The organism is Myxosarcina sp. GI1, from assembly GCF_000756305.1.
Classification (GTDB): Bacteria; Cyanobacteriota; Cyanobacteriia; order Cyanobacteriales; family Xenococcaceae; genus Myxosarcina.
On record NZ_JRFE01000010.1, the window covers coordinates 20,656 to 41,921 of the forward strand.

The 21,266-nt window shown below is 42.3% G+C and carries 12 protein-coding genes and 3 pseudogenes; 9 read left to right on the plus strand and 6 right to left on the minus strand.

Annotation, left to right across the window (positions count from 1 at the left end; genetic code table 11):
* The first annotated feature begins 26 nt into the window (after positions 1–26).
* From phnC to KV40_RS05015, 4 genes and pseudogenes are all read left to right on the plus strand, one after another.
* Entirely contained in the window at positions 27–833 is an 807-nt protein-coding gene (gene phnC, locus KV40_RS05000) for a phosphonate ABC transporter ATP-binding protein (protein ID WP_036478478.1), read from the plus strand.
* The gene (phnE, locus tag KV40_RS05005; protein ID WP_052055372.1) at positions 833–1,645 is read left to right on the plus strand and encodes a phosphonate ABC transporter, permease protein PhnE; all 813 of its coding nucleotides are present in this window, start codon (positions 833–835) and stop codon (positions 1,643–1,645) included. Before phnC ends, phnE begins: the two co-directional genes overlap by 1 nt.
* A 25-nt stretch (positions 1,646–1,670) precedes the next feature.
* On the plus strand, positions 1,671–1,850 hold the full coding sequence (locus KV40_RS33105) for a type II toxin-antitoxin system HicB family antitoxin (RefSeq protein WP_036478481.1): 180 nt from the start codon (positions 1,671–1,673) through the stop codon (positions 1,848–1,850).
* Positions 1,850–2,082, plus strand: a pseudogene (locus KV40_RS05015) (type II toxin-antitoxin system HicA family toxin). The gene KV40_RS33105 and the pseudogene KV40_RS05015 overlap by 1 nt, the downstream one beginning before the upstream one ends.
* An 81-nt stretch (positions 2,083–2,163) precedes the next feature.
* On the opposite strand, the gene KV40_RS05020 reads toward KV40_RS05015, so the two are convergent.
* Positions 2,164–2,676 carry a GNAT family N-acetyltransferase gene (locus tag KV40_RS05020; protein ID WP_036478482.1) on the minus strand — a complete coding sequence of 171 codons (513 nt, stop codon included), beginning with the start codon at positions 2,674–2,676 and terminating at the stop codon, positions 2,164–2,166.
* Between the two features lie 123 nt (positions 2,677–2,799).
* Here KV40_RS05020 and KV40_RS05025 point away from each other — a divergent pair, with 123 nt between their 5' ends.
* Positions 2,800–3,471: an O-methyltransferase gene (locus KV40_RS05025; protein WP_036478484.1), complete on the plus strand. Its 672-nt coding sequence runs from the start codon at positions 2,800–2,802 to the stop codon at positions 3,469–3,471.
* A 45-nt stretch (positions 3,472–3,516) separates the two neighbouring features.
* On the opposite strand, the gene KV40_RS05030 is transcribed toward KV40_RS05025, so the two are convergent.
* Both KV40_RS05030 and KV40_RS05035 read right to left on the minus strand, forming a co-directional pair.
* Positions 3,517–8,601, minus strand: coding sequence for a phytase (locus KV40_RS05030; protein ID WP_052055373.1), 5,085 nt, complete (start codon positions 8,599–8,601; stop codon positions 3,517–3,519).
* Between the two features lie 240 nt (positions 8,602–8,841).
* Entirely contained in the window at positions 8,842–11,529 is a 2,688-nt protein-coding gene (locus KV40_RS05035) for a lamin tail domain-containing protein (RefSeq protein WP_052055374.1), read from the minus strand.
* A 342-nt stretch (positions 11,530–11,871) separates the two neighbouring features.
* On the opposite strand from KV40_RS05035, the gene KV40_RS05040 reads away from it, so the two are divergent.
* The 3 genes from KV40_RS05040 to KV40_RS05050 are packed head-to-tail and all read left to right on the plus strand — an operon-like array spanning position 11,872 to position 14,049.
* On the plus strand, positions 11,872–13,020 hold the full coding sequence (locus KV40_RS05040; RefSeq protein ID WP_036478486.1) for an alpha-D-ribose 1-methylphosphonate 5-triphosphate diphosphatase: 1,149 nt from the start codon (positions 11,872–11,874) through the stop codon (positions 13,018–13,020).
* A 24-nt stretch (positions 13,021–13,044) separates the two neighbouring features.
* Positions 13,045–13,587 (plus strand): phosphonate degradation HD-domain oxygenase, encoded by a 543-nt coding sequence (locus KV40_RS05045; protein WP_036478488.1) that lies wholly within the window; start codon positions 13,045–13,047, stop codon positions 13,585–13,587.
* A gap of 3 nt (positions 13,588–13,590) precedes the next feature.
* Positions 13,591–14,049 (plus strand): GNAT family N-acetyltransferase, encoded by a 459-nt coding sequence (locus tag KV40_RS05050; protein ID WP_036478495.1) that lies wholly within the window; start codon positions 13,591–13,593, stop codon positions 14,047–14,049.
* Between the two features lie 13 nt (positions 14,050–14,062).
* On the opposite strand, the pseudogene phnL reads toward KV40_RS05050, so the two are convergent.
* The 3 genes and pseudogenes from phnL to KV40_RS37230 all read right to left on the minus strand — a co-directional run.
* Positions 14,063–14,796, minus strand: a pseudogene (gene phnL, locus KV40_RS05055) (phosphonate C-P lyase system protein PhnL).
* Between the two features lie 162 nt (positions 14,797–14,958).
* Positions 14,959–15,729 (minus strand): phosphonate C-P lyase system protein PhnK, encoded by a 771-nt coding sequence (phnK, locus tag KV40_RS05060; protein ID WP_036478498.1) that lies wholly within the window; start codon positions 15,727–15,729, stop codon positions 14,959–14,961.
* 76 nt (positions 15,730–15,805) lie between these two features.
* Positions 15,806–15,994 (minus strand): annotated as a pseudogene (locus KV40_RS37230) (IS66 family transposase); the annotation flags it as partial.
* Between the two features lie 300 nt (positions 15,995–16,294).
* Here KV40_RS37230 and KV40_RS36060 point away from each other — a divergent pair.
* On the plus strand, positions 16,295–21,250 hold the full coding sequence (locus tag KV40_RS36060) for an esterase-like activity of phytase family protein (protein WP_253274167.1): 4,956 nt from the start codon (positions 16,295–16,297) through the stop codon (positions 21,248–21,250).
* The last annotated feature ends 16 nt before the right edge of the window (positions 21,251–21,266 follow it).

Consider the following 21,266-nt stretch of genomic DNA (forward strand, 5'->3'; position numbering starts at 1 on the left):
ACAACTATTTACTAGTAACTGACAAAATGTTATCGCTGAAAATTAGCGAACTGACTAAAACATACGCCAACGGTACAGTTGCATTAGAGCGGATAAATTTCACCACCGAACCAGGAGAAGGCATTGTACTTTTAGGGGCAAACGGTTCGGGAAAATCTACTCTACTGCGCTGTATCTTGGGCTTGGAAGCGGCGACATCGGGAGAAATTTGGCTAGAAGGAAAGCAACTATCGCGTCTTAATTCCAGACAACTTCGTAAGATGCGATCGCAGATAGGAATGGTGTTTCAAAAGTTCCATTTAGTCGGTAGTCTGTCAGCTTTTCACAATGTTCTTCACGGTGCACTAGGACGCAGCACCAGCCCTCGCTATTGGTTTCCCGCTACCGCACCAACCAAAGAACGCAAACGAGCGATGGAGTGTTTGGAACGGGTAAATTTAGCACATTTAGCCCAGCAACGAGCCGATACCCTCTCTGGCGGACAGCAGCAAAGAGTAGCGATCGCTAGAACTTTAATGCAAAATCCCCAACTGATTTTAGTTGACGAACCAGTAGCCAGCCTAGATCCTCAAGCTGGCAAAGAGGTTATGGATTTGCTTTGGTCGATTGTCAGAGAACAGCAGTTAACCGTTATCTGTACCTTACATCAGCTAGAAATAGCCAAACAATACGGCGATCGCATCATTGGTTTGCGCGGTGGAAAAATTCAACTTGATACTGCTATCGACCGCCTTACGGAAAAAGATTTAACCATGCTGTATCAATCTTCTCAAAATTTATCTCAAACTCAAATCCAGGATAGGGCGAATGTCCATTCGTCCCCTACAGGTTAATGAAATCAAATTCTTCTCGTAAACTACCTAAAATCACACCACCGCCACGATGGCGTAAACCTTCTTTTACCGTTTGGCTTGGTATAGGTATCCTCATCGCTTTTTTTCTACATGGTTTGTATATCAGCAATCTAACCCCAGAGAGAATATACCAAGGTTTTTTTCGTTTGGGAGAATTTCTTGCCGATGCTTTTCCACCAAAACCAGATCGCTTGACAAATATCATTTCTGCCACTATCGAAACTTTTGAGATGGCACTGGTAGGAACGGTTTTCGGTGCAATACTAAGTTTGCCTTTATCTTTGTTAGCTGCCAAAAATACCAGTCCTAATTCGGTTGTGTATGGCTTGAGTCGCAATTTTATTACCCTGCTGCGAGTTATACCAGATTTAGTCTGGGGTTTGTTGTTTATCGTGGTAGTGGGATTGGGTGTCGGGGCGGGKATTCTGGCAATTACCGTTGATGTAATGGGTTTTTGCGGTAAGTTTTTTGCCGAACGCATTGAAGAAATTGACCCCAAGCCAGTAGAAGCTTTACGAGCATTAGGTGCATCAGAATGGGGAATTATCGTTGGGGCGATTTTTCCTGCAACCATGCCTTCTTTTGTGGCATCAACTTTATACTCTTTAGAAGCCTCGGTGCGCTCGGCAGTAGTTTTGGGTTTGGTTGGTGCTGGCGGTATCGGGGTAGAACTAGCTACCTCAATGCAGTTATTGCGCTATGACGAAGCCTTAATGACGATTATCGTGATTTTTGTCGTGGTTTTACTGGTAGAACGAGTATCGTCAGTTATTCGTAAAGCTTTGATGTAATCGAGTGAAAATTTGATGCGAAAGTATTTGCGATCGCGAAACTGGAGACTGGGCGGTTTGGTGTCCCGAACTTCCTGGGTGTGTTTCTTGTGGCGAAACAGAACAGGAAGCTTTGCAAAACATTTTGGAAGCTATTGAATTATATCTTGAGCCTAGCGAGATTGAGCTTGAATCTGGTGCAATAATTCGCGAGGTAACTGTATAATGGGCGATCGCATTCGTCGCATGAATGCCAAGGAAGTTGAAAAGATATTAAAAAAGTATGGTTTTGAGTTAGTCAGCCAAAAAGGAAGTCATAAGAAATCACGCAATTTGGAAAGAAACCTTCAGGTAACTGTTCCCTATCATCAAGGAATCTCTATCATCAAGGAAAAAATTTACCTATTGGAACGCTCAGAAATATTCTAGTTAATGCCAATATTCCCTCATCTGAGTGAAAAAGCTAAATTTCTTTTTCTCTTTTATTATTATGGTGCGATCGCAATTATCGCTTTTAGTTCATTATTTACTATTACAGTCTAAAATTTGGTTACAGTTTCGCCTTGCCAATCTTCTCGCTTCAAACAGTAAACAAAGCAGTCATCATTACCAAATCTTCGCTGCTCGACAAATTTAAACCCTAAGCGTTTGTAAAAGCGATGAGCGCGGGTATTACTAGATAAAGGATCGACTAATACAGCAGTCACTAAACGATTGGCAAAACATCGATTAAGAGTAAGCTGCATCATTTTTGTTCCATAGCCTTTGCCCAAATTTGACTCTTTCCCAATCCAAATATCGATCGCGCGTAAATTCTCTGCAACCTTACCCCAATAGTGACTATCTTCTTTTGCTGGATCGATAATCTGAATAAATCCGATAGGACGATCGTTTAGTTCGGCAATTAATTGCTCTCTCCAATCGGGAGTGCGATCGAGTTCTACTTCCCAACCCCAGTCATCATCGCCAAGTGAAGCAATTATGTGAGGTTGTTTATCCCAATATTGCAATAATTTTAGATCGGCAATAGTAGCAATGCGTAGATTAATCACAATTTAGATTGGGATAAAAGGATAATTCAATAAGTTATATCCAAAAATCTATTTATCATTTTACTCTTTAGCCAAACTTAATCTTGAAGTTGTAAAGTCGATCGCACGTAATTTAGATAAATTATGAATCCAGAACTTTTTGCCGAAGTCGATCGCTACATTGGCGATCTGTTAGCACCTCAAGATGATGCGTTATCGGCAACTATAGAATCGCTAGGGCGTGAAGGAATACCACAGCATAGCGTATCGCCAAATCAGGGCAAAATGCTACAGATTCTGGCTTTAGTGTGTAATGCCAAAAATATTCTCGAAATTGGCACTTTAGGAGGCTACAGTACGATCTGGCTGGCAAGAGCATTACCCGATGATGGACGTTTGATAAGTTTAGAATGCGATCGCCATCATGCTAAAGTAGCACGTAAAAATATTGCGCGATCGGGTTTGGAATCTAAAGTAGAAGTTCGACTCGGCAAGGCATTAGAATTATTACCCCAAATAGAAGCAGAAATTAAAATACCATTTGATTTTGTTTTTATCGATGCCGATAAGCCACCTTACGTAGAATACTTTCAATGGGCAGTAAAGTTAGTTCGTCCTGGGGGATTAATTGTGGCGGATAATGTAATTCGAGAAGGAAAAATACTCGATCGCCACAGTAAAGATGAAAAAGTATTAGGAGTTCGGCGTTTTAATCAGATGTTGGCTAGCAATATTGATGTTACGGCTAGTATTCTGCAAACTATTGGAATTAAAGGTCATGATGGGATGGCAATTGCGGTTGTGAATCGTAAATAAAAACTGGTAGGGGCAAATCGCAATTCGCCCCTAAAAGATGTGTCTTTAAATATCTGACATTGCGGGATTGACGACAAATTCGCTAACCACTTGGGGAACGAGACTATTTATCGCGTTGGGGTTGGCTAATATTTCCTCTTCAGAATAAGCATCTACACCATAAGTTGTTACTCGCAGTTGCTGAGTTTCTCTATCGATATCAAACTCAGTCCAGCCGTAGGTATGTCCTGCATAATAATCACCCTGTAAAAGTTCGGCATCGATTAAACCATCTGCTTGGGACAGGTTGTTATCTAAGCCTATAGGATCGAAACCTAGAGGATCTAGCAACTGTGAATCGATCGCCTGTTTGATGAAATCGTCCTTATCGTTGGGTTTGTTATCTAAATCAGGTGCGACGGGGAGAGAATCGTAAGTTGCCTGAAGTTCTGGGTTATCAGCCGTCAATAAATCGGCTAGAAATTCTCCTGTAGGTGGATCGTAGGTAATTGCGCCAGTAGTAACTTCAAAAGCATTAGTAGCGGTCTGTTCGCCGAAGGGTTTGGTTTGGTAGGTGAGGTTATTTACTGCCGTCATGTGAACGTCTGCGGCAACAAAGACCACGTTGTCAATATTATTTTCGTCGATATAGCTCAAAAGTTCCGCCCTTTCTTTGAGATAACCTTCATAACTATCAACGTTGATACCAGGGAACAAGTTCTGAATTGGTTCGGGAATCATTATGAATTTCCAGGTGACTCCTGCTTCATCGGCTGCCTTTAGATCTTGTTTGAGGTCTTCTAGCTGTTGTTCTCCCAGCAAAGTGCGGTCTAGAGTTTGGGACTCGGTAAGAACTCGCCCGATTTCTGCTGGATTGGTGATATCTTCTGGAGGGGTCAATTCTGCATCGCGAAAAGAACGAGTATCGAGAACAAAAGTTGCCGCATCGCTGCCGTAAGTATTGTAACGATAGAGCTGCCGTTCCTCTGCCGTTACTTCGTCTCCTGTCTCACCGTAAAACTTATCCTGCAAGGGATTATATTCTTGGAAGGCTTGCAGACCGTTTTCAAATAGTTGCGTATCGTTGATTAAGCCTTTAGTTGCCGCAAAGCGATCGTCGCTAGAAGCTGTTGCACCACCAGCAAAATCGTTAGTTACTTCGTGGTCGTCGATAGTTGCCAAGATAGAGGTAGAACTCCGCAAATTGTCCCAGAAGTTAGAACCCAAGCGATTAGCGTAAACTTCGCTATGTTTGGCGCGGTACTCATCAATAGTTCGTGCCTGTTCTTTTCTCGTACCGTCGGGATTTTTAACTGCATCGGAAGCAACATCGGCGTAAATAGTATCGCCGTGTTCGACAAAAAATTCCAAACCTTTATTGTCGGCATTACGAATTACGGGATATGGTTTGAGTTCGCCGCGCCAGTCACCAGACACGCCAAAATGCAGACCCGTTTTAGTGCCGACTGCTGCTGAGGTGGCAAAAGTACCAGTTTCTATGTCGCCAGCAGCATCGGTAACGCGGTAGTAATAATCTGTGTCTGGGTTCAGGTTTGCAATGTTGACTTTGACGGGAAGTAAAGTATCGGTAACTTCTGCGGTTTCCGTACCGATGATGTTGTTAAAGTCAGGATCGGTAGCGTATTCAAAAGTAACATTTCCTAAAACGTTACTGCGAGTCCACAAGACAGTGGAATCTTTGGTGGTGTCGCCGCTAGCCACGCCATTAATTAAAGTTCTAGCTTCTGGTTGGCGCGGATCGAAGCTGTCGGGATTATATGTAGGTAAATTGGGGAATATATCGGCAAAATCGACTAAACTGACGTATTTAAAGTTGGTATTGAAGTTTTGAATTTCGCCATCTTCGGGATCGGGAAATACTGCTGCTGGTTCGTTTGACCCGTCTTGTACGACTAACAGTCCCGCAGGATATTTATCGCCCAAAGGAACATTAGTAATATCCGCACCATCGGATTCTTCTACCCCATCGATCGTCTTACTGTCTTCAATGGCAAAACTACCGAGATAAGAATTACTTCCAGCGCGATCGTAAATGGCAAAAGTGCTGTCTCCCTGACTAGAAGCCAGCAAGTAACCGTTGCCGTCTTCGCCATAATAAATCGACAATCCTTCAACATCGGCAGTTAGGGAAGAATCTTCGCGAATATCGTCTACCGTATCGACAATCTTTCCCTCGTTACTGCCATTGGGTTCGGCGGAATATTTCCAGATGCCGTAGCCTTCCTGTCCGACGTAGAGATCGCCAGTTTCTCTATCTACCACCATGCCTTCTACCTGTGCATCTTCTGCTGTTTCTCCTTCAGGTACGGGGACTTCGATGGTACGAACTACTTTAGCATTGACTACTGGTTCGTCGGCAGCACCAAAAGTTGGAGTTATTTCTAGTTGGGCGATTTTATTGCCGTCTGCTTGAGAGACAAAGGCATAGGTTTTACCATCTACAAGACCTTTGTAGGTAGCCAAACCATAGGCGGTTGCTTCGCCGTCGTCTACGCCAAAAATAGATTCGGGAAATTCAAATCCCTCGTCGTATTTGGTTAGCTGTTTGGTTTCTGGGTCGATCGCAAAAATTGCTAGGGTATCATTGGCGCGATCGCTGGCAATGGCTAAATCTACAGTAACGGTTTCGCCGACAAACTGAGTTTGTACTTCAACCCCGTAGGCAAGATCGACGTTGTTGTAGCGAATGTTTTCGGGGGTAATGCTTTGTAATTCTTGTCCTTCTAAGTCATAAACCCGCAAACCACCGTTTTTCATGGCAGTAATAACAAAACTATTTTCGGGATCTTTGGGATGGATGTAAATTGCAGGATCGTCAGAGTCAGAACCTTCTTCGGGTTCTGGTTCGTCGAGGTCGTAGCGAATTTCATCGGGAGTTTCGGCAGTAGCAGTAATTGAGGGAATGGTTTCGGTATCGATCGCAAAAGCTAAAAACTGCGTTTTTTGTTCCTCACTAAAGTTGTTATCGCTAGCAACAATTAATGACTGTCTGCCGTCAGGTAGGGTTTCGCCAAAAGAAACCGCTTCGCTATTATCCAAAGTAATCCCCAACTCGCTAAAGTCGAGTAATAATTTTTTTTTGGCTACCGCGTCGATATCTGTAGTTTCTCCATCATTTAGCAAACCATCGACGCTACTAATGTCCGTCGCACCCTGTAAGTTTACTTGATAGAGTCGAATATTATTACCAACGCCAGCAGCAAAAGAGCGTTCTAAAGCTAAAAACGTCCCCGTATTATCTATTGCTAATAACTCCACCAAACCATTATCGGCGAAGTCGTCTGCTGGTTCTGGAGGAACGGGAATGGGATCGGTTTCGTAAAGAAATTCGCCTATTTCTTCTCCAGTTTTTAAATCGTACTGTAAAATCCTAACAGGACTTCCCGCTTCTAAAGATACCGTTTCGCCATCTTGATTTAAAGCATTTTCGGTTGCCGTAAATAAATAACGTTCGTCTGGTGTAATAGTTAAACTTTCAAATGCTAGATTGTTGCGAATGCCGCTACTGCCATCAGCAGTAGGTAAAAACTTATCGGGAATGGGCAACTCGTTAAATATCTCGCCGTCGAGACTAAATTCACCGATAAACGGATCGACTAAGTTATCCGCATCTCCTTCAGAAGAAATATATAAAGTTCCCTTACTAGTAGCAGCAATACCTTCAGGATCGAGACTAGAGGCAGAGAAAGGACTATCGCCAGTATTTAGTAAAGTTGTAACATCTTCAAACTCGACATCTCCTTCATCGAGGCTACCATCGTCAAGAGCGATCGCCAAGTCGTAAAAACGAGCATCATTAATCGTGCTGCGGTCATCTGAAAGGGCATAATAGGTATCATTTGCAGCGTTATAAGTAAGTCCCGAAATTCCGCCTACTTCTGTCTCGGCGAAACTAAACCCCGTAGGAAAAGTTACTTCCCCAAGAAAATCGAGATTAGTAACATTCTGACGATTAATATCTTTATCTTCTGAAGAAACCTTAACATCTGCATATACCAAACGATGATCGGAACTAGGAAAGCCATTAGGAATTTCGCTATTGGGGTCGTAGTCGCCTACTAATTCAAACAAAGGATCGTCTTTAACGGGCCAAAAAACTTTTGCTTCGTTAATTTCTAAATCCTGAGAAAGCAATACATAGTCTGCTCTCAGATTACCAGAAGACTCGTCGTTAAAGTCTGCCGTATCGTAAGCGGGGTTTCCTTGGTGAGTATCGTTAACTTGGTTCTGACGCTTAGAGGCTGCAACTCCCCCTTGACTAACGGGAGTGGTGGTAGTATTTACCAGAGGATTATCTAGCAGTTGTAGAATAGCGTTGTCGGTACTATCACCATCAAAAGGATCGGCATTTTGATCGCCAGCAATAACAAAGCTTTCTCCTGTTGGCAAACCGCCATAGTTACCCTCGTCATCATAGATATAACCGTTTTCGCCTGGGGTAATATAGTCAGCCCAAAACCTAATCTCATCGTGGTTGCGTTTGCCGTTACGATCTTCTTCACCGTCGAATACGGGTGGTGTGGGATGACTAGCTAAAATGTGAACTGTTTCGCCGTTTATCTCTATGGGAATATCCCAATGGCTTTTAGAAGATAGTCGAAAAACTTCTAACTCCTCTTCAGAATAATAATCATTAGGTTTTGGCGTACTCGGATCGTTTGGTAATAATGCCCCAGGCATATCTTTCCAGAGAAAATTCTGAAAAGTACGAACATTGTCATTATCTATAGGATATTTAGACAACAAAACCATGCCATATTGCCCAGGATAGAAACCAAATCCATAGGCATCATCGGCACCATCGACAGTACCATCATTATTAAAATCTAAACCAGAAGGAATACCTGTGTTTGAAGGGGCAAGATAAACATAAGGATACTCTACTGGAGCGACTCCGTTCTGACTGACGGAAAGATAGTTATCCTGAAATAACTCGATCCCTTCTCCTTCAGGATCGTAATCGAATTCGTTTAAAAGAACGACATCGGGATTTTGCCGTTGAATAATTTCAGCGACATTTTTAGCCTGTTGGTTATCGGGACTAGATAAATCTGCAATTAATTCTCCTGCTTCATTGCGATTCAAAGAGACATTAAAAGTAGCGAAGCGAATATTATTGCTATTAGTCATTGTTAATTGCAACTATATTTAACTGTTAAAATGTCAAAAATTATACATTTATAACTAAAGTAGAGTATCGGAGCAAAGTTAAGCTGAGGCGACTATTTGTTTAATAAACAGTTATTTTATGGTAAAAACTTTTAAATCTAAGAATTTCCTCTGAGCAAAATTTTTGTTATTTGTAATAAAAAAAGAGACAAATAATATTCGCCTCTTTGTTCGCTTAAAATTGCTGTTAATTCAATGAAGCTAAATAGTAGTAAAATCCGTTGCTGTTAAGGCAGTTGTATCGACACCTTCTAAGTTTGCCAACACTTCTTTACCTGAGAGAATGCTGTTGCCTGAGAAAGTTAAATCGTTGAAACTCAAACCGTTTGCCAAACCAATAAGATCTTCACCGAAGTCTTGGATAGTATCCGTACCTTCTCCAGAAGCAATAACAAAGGTATCTTTTCCATTGCCACCGATGAGAGTGTCATCACCAAGACCGCCATTGAGCAGATCTTTACCATTGCCGCCTTCTAGTAAGTCATCTCCTGCTAAACCGACAAGGGTATCTTGTCCGTTACCGCCAGACAATTTATCGTTACCCGCGCCACCTGTGAGACTATCCTTACCGTTGCCGCCTTCTAGCACTATAGGTTCTGGTGCTGCTATTACTACGCTAGCAACTACTGGATCGTGATCGCTGGCACTTTGTTCGGTTTCGGCAAATTCTGCATTGAGATGAACAATATCTATATTGGCATCATTTAATAAACTATCGCTTACTAAAACATGGTCTAATTCTTGAGAATTGCCTTCAAAAATGAAGCTATAGCGTTCGTCTTCGGGAATATTATTGATGAGATTGGTAAGAACTGCTTCACCACCAGGCATAGTATCCTGTCCGTTGTTAGTGCTAACAGTAGTACCAGCCAGAATGTCGAGAGGAGAAATAAACTCAAACTCGTTCAAGTCGCCGACAACAGCTATATTAGCATCGTCATCGTTGGCAAAAATACCATCGACAAAATCATTAACCGCTTGCGCCTGTTCCCTACGTTCGTCCAAACTGCCATTGACGGTAGGATCTTCTTGTAGTTCTTCAAAAGGCTGGTCTACACCTAAAATGGGACTGCTGCCCCCTTTAGAAGAAAAGTGGTTATCAATGACGGTAACGGTTTGGTTGTTAAACTCAAAGTCGGCAACTAAGGGTAAACGCGCTCCATTAAAAGGACTACCAGAACTTTGGTCGCCAATCGGACGCACCGAACCTTCGACTAAATCGACTCGGCTGGGATCGTACAAAAAGGCAGTGCGGATGTTACCCCCAGGCTGACCGCCACTTTGGTCATCCACGATAAAAGTGTTGTCGATAAATTCGTATTGAGAACCGCCAGCAGCAGCAATTTCATCAACTAATAACTGCAAAGTTTCGCTTGCAGAGGTAACATTACTATTTACCGAACCATCATTATCTTGAACTTCTTGTAAGCCAACAATATCGGGAGTATTGAGATTATTAACAATATCATTGGCGATCGCGCTAAAGCGACCATCAGCTACATCAGTATCGCCATCGCTATCGTTGGGATCGAGGTTGAGTACGTTATAGGTAGCCACAGTTAGCTCGTCTGCGTCTCCTAAAACTGCTGTAGATTCGGGTGCAATTCCAGAGTTGATAGCATTAAAAGCTTCTGTAGGATAGATTTCAAAATTACCAAAGCTGTAGCCGACTACTCCCGTAACGTCTTTTAGTTGCGCTTCTACATCGACGCTAGGAAGATCGAAATCGAAAATACCTTCATCTTCGTCAATTTGGACTCGTTCGGGGTTAAAGTCATCGGGACTAATATTAAGAGTACCGCGATCGCTCAATCCTGTTGCCCCAGCACCATTATCGACAACGGTAAAGATTTCGTCAAAGCCATTGGTACCAGAAACAGCTACAGCATTCTGTGCCGTAACGCGCATTGCTTCTAAGGATTCAAAGAAGTCAAGTCCGTCAGCAGCAGGATCGTAGCTATTTGGACTGTCGTCAATACTTTCTGTAGGAGGTACTCTTTCGCCACCAATAATTACCGCATTGGGAAGCGTATTGCCAGTAGAAAGAGTAGTAATTGTAGGACTGCCAGAAATTTGTGTAGTAGAAAGGTTGCCAGACGCAGCACCGCCAGGAGTAAATTCACTTACCGTACCGCTTACCTGTAGTTCGTCGCCTACGCTTACGCCAGGAGCGGAATTAGTAAAGACGAAAAGCGCGTCGGAAGTAGCAAGTTCGCCATCGCCACTAGGATCTTGTAGATAAAATCCGTTAGTATCTACTGCGGTAACAATACCTGTGGTTGTTACAGATTTACCTGCTAAGGGTGAAGTTTGAGCTGCTCCCTGAATATTATAAATAGGAGTTAAGGTCGGATCGCCATTACCATTGCCGCCACCATCGTCACCATAACTACCTAACCCATCGAAAGTATCTTGAGGAAAACCATCCCACTCAACCGCAGGATCGAATTCATTATTAGGGCTGGTATCTCCGTCCACAACACTAGTCTTACGCCGCAATGTATTGTTTGCCGTAGAAGTATCGCCACTCCCCCATTCGGAACCAGGATCGAATCCAATTTGACCTAGTGAATCGATAACCGTATCATCTTTACTCAAAACTACAGCATCATTGCCGTTGAAAAAATTGCTGCTGCTAGTTTGGTCGGTTACATTTAAGATAGCTGGAACGGCACCATCATCAGCTGCTACAAAAACATCGCCATCAGCTACCGTTCCTGTCAGATTGATTACAGTACTAGCAGAAGTATTACCGTTAAAATAAAAGTTAAGGTTGTAGTTCTCTGCTGCTAAATCGATCGCATTGCCCGTATTGTTATAAATTTCGAGTGCTTTATTAAAACTACTGCCCTCAATATATTCTGAAATAAATAAATCTGTGCTAGCCATAGAATAATCAAATAATTAGGATATAGCGCTCGCGACAAGCTTGTATGGTTGCAGTTTTAAACGGCACTCTGTATTCCGTCTAAAAACTTGCCCCGTACTATCTATCAGTAAATTTCTTGTCAAGATACTCTAATAATTTCCCAGTCTTGTGTAAACAGAAAATAAAGCCGTAGTTAAGCAAACATTAGCAAATTAGCAAAAAATCCAAAAATTTTATCCTAGAGAAATTAAGTCGATCGCAAAAGTTTCTAGCCTGTGAAACTTAACTACAGCATAATCTATAGTTAATCTTTAACCTATCACCAAGCATTAAACTGCTTCTTGTAGTCAAATGCGATCGCGATGAAAAAGTTTGCAATTGAAGGAGCAAATATTCTTACTCCTACAGGTTGGTTAAAAAATGGCACTGCGGTAATCAAAAACGGTAAGTTTATTTCTATAGATAAAGCTAATAGTCCTAAAATACCTACAATAGCTGCCAAAGGATTGCTAATGCTACCAGGGATAGTAGATATACACGGTGATGCCTTTGAAAGAGCGATCGCGCCCCGTCCTGGTGTGCGTTTTCTCCTTAAAATGGCTATAGAAGAAAATGACCGTAATTTAATCGCCGCAGGGATTACTACTTTTTTCTATTCGATTACCGACTCTTACGAACCGGGGTTACGCAGTCGCGATACTGCCAGAGAAATTATTAATTTCGTATTGGATAAAGGAAAGCAAAGTTTAAAAGCCGACAGCAGAATTCATATTCGTCACGAACAGGCTAATACAGATAACTATAGCGAACTGTGCGATTGGCTCAAACAAGGAAAAATTCAGCTTTTGTCTTTAAACGATCATCTTCCCCCAGCAGGAGACGAATATAAACTCAATCGTCATCTCAACAGTTTGCGCCGCAGACACAAGATGACAGATGTAGAGTTGCAGAATTTAATTCAAACTGCTTTAGGTAATAGAGAAAAAGGACTACAGCAACTTGAGGAGTTAGTTACTCTCGCTCATCAACACGATATACCTTTAGCTTCCCATGATGACGATACCGAAGCCAAAGTAGAGTTAAGTGCCAAACGCAGAGTATCTATTGCTGAATTTCCAGCTACTATCGAACTCGCCGCTAAATCTAGAGACTACGGTGCGTCGGTGCTGATGGGTGCGCCAAATCTAATTCGAGGTGGTTCTCATGTAGGCTGGATGAGTGTAGAAGCAGCAGCCAAAGCAGGCGTTATCGATTGTCTTTGTTCTGACTATCACTATCCTTCTCTATTTCACGCACCTTTTAAGTTATCAGAATTAGGCATTATGCCTTTAGAACGAGCTTGGAAACTGGTTTCGGCATATCCTGCAAAAGCTGCGGGAATTGAAAATAGTAAAGGTAGTAATGCTGCTGGCTGTGATGCAGATTTTCTATTAATTCAACCTAACAATCCTTATCCTAGCGCGATCGTGTCTGTTTATGTCGCAGGTAAAGAAGTCGCACGCTATCAATAAATTTTAAAAAACTGGTAAATAAACATGAACTATGACCTAACCGAGATTATTGAAATTCTATCTACCAAAGGACACGAACAATATGGCACTGAAGCAGTAAGCCAACTCGAACACGCCTTACAATGCGCTACTCTAGCAGAAAAAGATAATTCTTCTGCCGAACTAATTACCTCCTCACTACTTCACGATTTCGGTCATTTAGTTCATAACTTGGGAGAAGATGCAGCAACCAGAGGTATAGACGATCGCCACGAATATCGCGCTTTGAGTTATCTTGAAAAGATATTTAGTCCTGCCGTAACCGAACCAATTAGAATGCACGTAGCAGCAAAAAGATATCTTTGTGCTACCGATTTTAATTACTGGGCGAGTTTATCACCAGCTTCTAAGACTAGCCTGAAATTACAAGGCGGTATTTTTTCACCAGAAGCAGCAATAAAGTTTAGACAACAATCTTTTGCCGAGGATGCAATTAAATTGAGAGTTTGGGACGATCTGGCTAAGGTAAAAAATTTGACTACACCCGATTTAAAGCATTTTATGGCGATTGTTGAAACTTGTTGTTAATCGATGCAAAATTTTGATATCCGTATTGCTACCAAAGACGATTTACCGACTCTCAATCATCTCTATGCAGATATGGATAACAAACCATTAATGAGCGAAGAACAAATAACAAAAATTTGGCAGAAAATACAGCAGGTTCCTGACTATTACATTTATCTTGCTTATCTAGAAGAATTGGCAATTGGTACTTTTAGTTTGTTGTTTGTACCGACAATGATGCATCCAGTTTTTCACAAATCGGCTCTTCTCGATGCCGTTACAATTGTTAGTAGTTATCGAGGAAGAGGTTACGGCAAACAAATGATGCGTGAGGCATTAAAAATTAGTGCCGAAGCTGGTTGCTACAAAGTTACCCTTTCTTCTAATCTGAAGCGCGATCGCACTCATAAATTTTATCAATCTTTAGGTTTTAAGCAACATGGCTGGAGTTTTAGTTATCAACTACAATCAACTGATAATTAACGATTGTCTATTATCAATTGTCTCCAAATATCAACTCTCGCGAACACAAACTATTTCTGACTTCTTCATCATGAAAAATGCCAATTAAAGCACAGCCTTGTTTTTTTTAGCTATTAGTAGATCGACTACAACTTGGCGATTTTTGGCATCTAAAGCCGAGGTAGGTTCGTCTAATAAAAAAATTGGATAGTCTACAGCTAAAGCGCGAGCGATATTTACTCTTTGTTTTTCGCCACCAGAGAAAGTAGTGGGAGATAGTTGCCATAGTCTTTCTGGTAAGTTGAGCAAACTAAAAAGTTCTTGGATTTTTCTATAAGCTGTATCGATATCTATTCCCAATTCCAATAAGGGTTCTACGGCAACATCTAAAGCTGGTACGCGAGGAATTACTCTTAAAAACTGACTGACATAGCCAATTGTTTTCTGTCTAACTTCAATTACTTCATGGGGTTGTAACTGTGCTAAATCTACCCAATTATCTTCATGTTTTAGCCAAATTTCACCATCATCAATACCATAGTTACCGTATAAAGCCTTCATAAAAGTAGATTTACCCGAACCAGATACGCCTGTTAAAGCAACACATTCCCCTGCTTTTACTTCTAAATTGACATTTTCCAAGACGGGTAATTTAATTCCACCTTGATTGTGTAACGTGAATTGTTTAAATATTCGTGTGGCATATAAAAGAGTAACGCTAGCAAGAGCAATTGCAGGCTGTTCGATTGTTAATTTTTCAACATTCATAGATATTAGTTACTTTTATTTTTTGGTATTAGATGCTATGGTACAAACCAACTATGTATGTGGGTTGTATCTTTCAAATTATCAAACGTCTAGTCGCCAGCGATCGCGGTTGCTTAAATCGGTAATAACTTCTGAAGGTAAAGTCGCTAATTTCATTAAATATTATGGTATTAAAGTTGCACTAACTAATTGTTGTGTATAAGCATGTTGCGGATCGTCTAAAACTCGATCTGTCAAACCCAACTCTACTATTTGTCCGTTTTTCATTACTAATAAACGGTGTGCTAATAGCCTGACAACGCCGATATCGTGAGTTACTAAAATAACACTAAGATCGAGATTTCTGACGAGCGATCGTAATAAATCTAAAAGTCTTGCCTGTACCGAAACATCCAAACCTCCTGTAGGTTCGTCCATAAAAATTAACCGAGGTTTGGTAACTAATACTCTCGCTAACTGTAAACGCTGTTGCATTCCCCCAGAAAAAGTATAAGGAAAGTTATCCATTCTCTTCGGTGCGATCTCTACTTGTTCTAGCCAATATTTAGCTTCCTCTCTGATATTTCCATAGTGGCGTATTCCCACGTTTAATAACCTTTCGGCAATATTTGCCCCTGCGGTAACATTCATTCTCAAACCATCGCGAGGATTTTGCTGCACAAATCCCCATTCAGTTTTAGTTAATTTTCTGTGTTGTGATTCTGGTAATTGTTTAATATTTAAAATCTCATTTTTACTATTAGTGTAAATAACTGTTCCTGCATCTATCTCTAAACTATTGCCAATACAATTTAATAAAGTAGATTTACCCGATCCAGACTCACCAACAATACCCAATACTTGCCCTGGATAAAGATCGAAAGTAACGCGATCGCAAGCTTTTACATTGCCATAGTTTTTAGTTAGTTGAGATATATTTAATAATGACTTCATTACTTTATTTCTTGTCTGTATTTTGATTTACACAACAGTTTCGGTCGCCGATTTTAATTGATAATTTCGTAAGGATTCAGGTATGAGAATTGGAAATTAAAAAAGGCTGTTTTTCAATATCAACAGAAGCCTTTAAAGCAGAGGCGAAAAAATTTATCACCGAACGTCCTTGAAAACGACAAGTCTCGATCGCAGTTAAATTACTAGCAATGTCCTCAAATCGCGCCAGAGAACGAGAACCACTAGTGACTTTTCTTTTAGTAATGTGGACAACTGGCTTAGTTTTTCTCGGTTTCTCGCTGGAGTTTCTTGGCTCATCTTAACTCTTAGATTACCGATACTTCTTTTTTTATACAATCCCCACCTGAATCCTTATTTTTTATTTATAAAACAAAAGTAACTTTTTGATTTGTTATTAATAGCTTCATATTCTTTTCTTAACCAGATCGTGAAATCATATCTAAGTGGTATTAGCGAAACTAATAAATTGCTATTGTCGCTAATTAAAACAGTATTCATGTCAATACTAATTTCTAATTATTTCTAGGTTAAGTAAAAGTTAAACATGGCTAACGAACTAATCGGTTTTGCCTCGCTTCCTGCGGATACTTTTGCCGAAGGACCGCAATCTGGTGCGGATGATGGTGAAGGTAATCCTATCGAAGCCAACGGTCGAACGGGACCATTTGACGGACAGCCCGTACAGGGTTTTAGCGGCGTACAGTTCGCTCCCGATAATAGCGGTGCGTTGTGGTTTTTATCCGACAACGGCTTTGGCGCACAAGAAAATAGTACCGACTATTTATTACGTATTTATCAAGCAGATCCCGATTTTGCTGGTGCAGAAAAGGGAGACGGTAGTGTAGAAGTGCAAAACTTCGTACAGCTATCCGACCCCGATAAGCTAATTCCTTTTAATATTGTCAACGAAAACAGCGAAGAACGTCTACTTACTGGTAGTGACTTCGATATTGAGTCCTTTGTCTTCGATAGTAATGGCGATATTTGGGTAGGTGATGAATTTGGTCCCTATCTACTTCATTTCGATCGAGGTGGCACTTTAATCGAAGCTCCCATTCCCACACCCAATATCCCCAGGCTCAATACTCTTAACGGACAAGACCCCTTAGTAATCGGACATCGTGGTGCTAGCGGTTTATTACCAGAGCATACCTTAGAAGCTTACCGTGTGGCGATCGCGCAAGGAGCAGACTTTATCGAACCCGATTTAGTTTCTACCAAAGATGGCGTGTTGATTGCCCGTCACGAGCCAATTTTAGACGATACTACTAATGTCGCAGAGGTATTTGGTGAAGACAGAATGTCTACCAAAATACTCGACGGCGAAGAAGTTACCGCTTATTTTGCTGAAGATTTTACCTTAGCAGAAATCAAGCAGTTAAGAGCGGTTCAACAAAACGATTTTCGCTCGCAAGAATTTAACGGTGCTTTTGAAATTCCCACATTTCAAGAAGTCATCGAATTAGTACAAGAAGTCGAGGCGCAAACGGGAGTACAAGTAGGCATCTATCCCGAAACCAAGCATCCTACTTACTTCGATCTTCAGGACTTATCTCCAGAAGAATCGTTAATTGAAACTTTACAAAAAACGGGATTTACCAATCCCAACCGCATCTTTATTCAATCCTTTGAGTTTGAAAACTTAATTAAACTACAGGGAATGTTAGATGAAGCAGGTTTGGGCGATATTCCTTTAGTTCAGCTTTATGGAGACACTACTAAAGATGCCAGTCCCGAAGATGGTTTCTCCGTTCCTTATGACATTCGTTATAACCTCGAACAGGGTAACGACTTAAAGGCAATTTACGGACAAGAGTTTTTAGCTGCGGTCGAAAACGGTTTATCTGAAGCTACTACCTATCGTGACATGGATAGTGCCGAATTCTTACAGGTTATTGCCGACCTCTATGCAGAAGGTGCTGGTCCCTGGAAAAACAATATTCTGCTTAGAGAATCTTTGGAAGAACCAGTTGATGGTAATGACGATGGCGAAGCCGAAATTACCACTCAGCTTACTGGCGAAATTACTTCTTTCATCGATGACGCTCACACTGCGGGTTTGCAGGTTCATCCTTACACTTTACGCAACGAAGAACAGTTTTTAACTTTAGAAGCAGACGGTACCCCTCAAACACCCGAAAGAGAATTCGAGCAGCTAATTCAAATCGGTGCCGATGGCTTCTTCACCGACTTTCCTGGTACTGGAGACAAAGTTAGAGATGCGGTAGTTGCTGACTTGGTTAAATCTCCCCAAAATCCTGCTTTGGGCGAAGAACAGTTAGCCAACTTGAATCGCTCTCAAGGCTTTGAGGGTATGGCGTTTAGTCCCGATAATACTACACTCTATCCTTTGCTCGAAGGTCCAGTATTGGGCGATCCCGACAATGCTTTACGCATCTATAAATTCGATCCCGAACGCAGCGAGTACAGCGATGAGTTAATTGGCTACTATCCCACCGAAGATTCTCATCCCATTGGCGACTTTACTCCCATTAACGAAAACGAGTTTTTAGTTATCGAACGCGATAACAACGAAGGAGAAGAAGCCGAATTCAAAAAAATCTTCAAAATCGATATTTCAAAAGTAGACGAAAACGGTTTTGTCGCTAAAGAAGAAGTTGTCGATTTGCTAAATATTGCCGATCCTAACGACCTAAACGAAGACGGCAAAACTTCTTTTTCTTTCCCCTTCGTAACTATCGAAGACGTAGTGGTAGTAGACGAAGACACTATCTTAGTCGCCAATGACAATAACTATCCTTTCTCGATGGGCAGAGAAGGCGATATCGACAACAACGAAGTTATTTTGCTCGATTTAGAACAACCCTTAGATTTAGACCCTACTTTAGGAGGTAGTCCCTTGACAGATACATTGACACCCGATACCGAATCAAAAACTACTTTTGCTCAAGTCGATTCAGGAACTACTAGTGTTTTTCTCGATTTACCTTTATTAAAATCGGCAGCAGGAATTACCTTGGTCGATACAGATAGTACAGAAGAACCTTTCTCTGAAGACTTCCAAGTAGGTTTTCCCATTGAAGATTCATATTTTACATTTGAAACCGATCCTTTTGTTCCTGTAAGCGGTTCTATTAAACATTCAGGAACAGTCACTCTGGGCTTAGATGACACGGAAGTTACTGTAGGCGATTTCTCGATTGGTTTTGATGAGACAAGAGTCTCAGAAACTGCCAGTGGCTTTTTTGTGGCAGATACAACTGAAGACGATCTAGAGCTAGAAATTTTGTTTGATGTTGGCACTCCAGGTAGCCTTAACGCTGATGCTGAGTCATTAGAAATTGCTGAGGCAGATTTGTTAGTTGCCCCAGAATTTGCCGAAGCTTTAGGGGCTGCGGAACTAACTGGTGCAGACGTTGGTGATACCCGTGTTGATGCTTCTGCTATCGAACCCGAAATAACTGTTGGTGAAACTACTGCGCTGATTCCTCAAGCGGGCAGCTCGTACGCGCCTGAAGATTTGCAGGAAGGCAGTAGTGGCGACACGGATTTTCCTTATGGTGATTTTAAAGCACTAGCGACTGTGGGCGAGATCGATCCAGATAATGGTCACGTACTGACTGGTTATCCAGACGGTCAGGCAGCTTGGTTAGCAGACCAAGATACCGTGCGCGTAGCGTATCAGTCAGAGTCATACGCAACCCTGTCTAGCGAAACATATCCCTGGGAGATGGAGAGTGGCGCAACTTTCACTGGTTCTCACGTCCATACAATTGACTACGATCGCGAGGCATTTGCCGAATTCCTAAACAATGACGCTGCTGCCAGCGAAATGTTTAAGGGTGCAGGACATCTATTCGACACTGTCTATAACGTCTTCGGTGAGATTGTTGACGGCAAAAACTTAGACTCGACCGACCTAAGTGCTAAATGGGGCAACCAAACTCTGCCAGACGGCACGGTAGTCGAGTTCGACTCAGATCGGCAGCTTACCTTAGCTGACTGGTTCTTCCATTCTTTCTGCGGTGCATACTACGAGCAAGCCAACAAGTACGGCGACGGCATCGGCTTTGAAGACGATGTGTGGCTAATGGGCGAGGAGTGGAACATTGGTGAAATGTTTGAGGAGGCTGCTGCCGCTGCTGGCATTACTGAAGAAGAAGCCCGCATCTCTCCAGGAGAGGACTACTTTACTCAAACTATGGGTCTGGCTTCCATGGTTGTAGACATTGAAAATGAGACGGCTTACACGGTGCCAGTGTTGGGTCAGTCTGGCTATGAGAAAATGATCCCCATGAACTCAGGTCATGAGGACTATGTTGTCATGGTGATGGCGGGCTATAACCTTGAAGTTGAGCCAGCACCGCTGACGGTCTACGTAGGTAAGAAAGGTGTAGATGCCCACGGCAACCCTCTTGCCGAGGGTGCTAGCGATCGCGATTCCTTCTTGGGTCGCAACGGTCTACTATACGGTCAGATCTACGGTATGGCTGCTACTGACGAGACTTACGCTTCTCTTGGTATTGACGAGGTCGATGCTGACGAGTTTATGTTGGATGCTTACGCTACTGATGCCGATGCTCCCGAAAACTTCAGCGCGCGTTACGTTCCTACTAGCTACCAGTGGGATGGCTTCGACACTCCTGAAGCAGCCGCAGACACCGAGGTATTTCTATGGGAGAAAGATGGCGACAACGGTGAGGTAAACGAGCAGCCAGAGGGTCACACCTACTTCAACGGTGACAGCAAGACCGAACACCCAGCAGTAGATCCCGATATCACCAAGCATCGCTATGTCCAAAACCTGACCGTCCCCAGCGCTCAGTTAGGCATCGATTTTACCGATATGGTTAACGAGCTAGAAAATAACGATGCCGATGGCAACGGTCTGCCAGATTACCTATCGGCAGACGTAACTCGCATCTTAGCTGGTGTAGACGGCGCGCTGACTTTAGAAACTGGTGGTAAGGGTAAGGGTCACATTGGACCAAACAACCCCGATGGTACGCTTACCCATGCGACTCATTTAGAAATTGAGGAAGCTCGGCTGGATCAACCCGATGGCTTACAGTGGATTAAGACCTCTGATGGTGACTACCTGATTGTGGATGAGGACTCAGGTAACGACTACGGCGAGCGGAAAATGATTCTGCCTATCGATGCCGAGACGTTGCAGCTAGAAGAAGAACGTACGGGCTACTTCTTAGCATCTGCTGGTGGTGAACTCAATCCTCGTGCGATCGCGGAAATTTCAGCAATTCCCGACACCTTTACAGAGGCTACTAGCTCGGAGTTTTCTGGCTCCTGGAACGTGACTCACCTGGTGCAGACTAAGGAAGACGGTAGCTTCTACACTCAAGAAGAAATCGCTGGAACTGGCATACAAGATATTATCGACCGATTCCCTCTAAATGAGCAGACGCTAATCGGCGTAGTGCAGCACAGTGGCGAATCTAGTGGCATCATCGAGGAGCGCGAGGCAGACCAAGGCGGTCAAATCTTCCAGTTCAATGTAGCAGACAATTTAGCTCTTATTTAGATACTAAAGACTAATT